This is a genomic window from Photobacterium sp. R1 (assembly GCF_054600795.1).
Map to the genome: position 1 here is coordinate 1 of NZ_BAAHZP010000292.1, position 330 is coordinate 330.

Below are 330 nucleotides of genomic sequence, written 5' to 3' on the forward strand. Positions count from 1 at the left end.
TGCTATGGCACCCACGCTTATGCTCAACCCTGAGATTTACTGGATGAGCGAAGAGAAAGAAAAGGACTGGGAAGGCTGCCTGAGTATCCCAGGTATACGTGCACTGGTACCACGTTCCACCAAAATCAGCGTCGGCTACGAGCAGCTTGATGGTCAGAAAGTCCGCTGTGAATTATCCGGCTTCATCGCACGGATTTTTCAGCATGAATTAGACCACTTAAACGGTATTGTCTTTCTTGATCGCGCTGACTCACACGATTACGTCACTGAAGCAGAATACCGCCGGCAACTGGGCCTGAACTGAAAGAAGCGGCTGTAGCCGCTTCTTTC

1 protein-coding gene is annotated in these 330 nt (G+C 50.3%); it reads left to right on the plus strand.

What is annotated here, in order from left to right; all coding sequences use genetic code 11:
- A partial coding sequence (locus tag ACYP03_RS25095) for a peptide deformylase (protein ID WP_459782540.1) occupies positions 1–304 on the plus strand: 304 nt, incomplete at its 5' end.
- Positions 305–330: the final 26 nt, after the last annotated feature.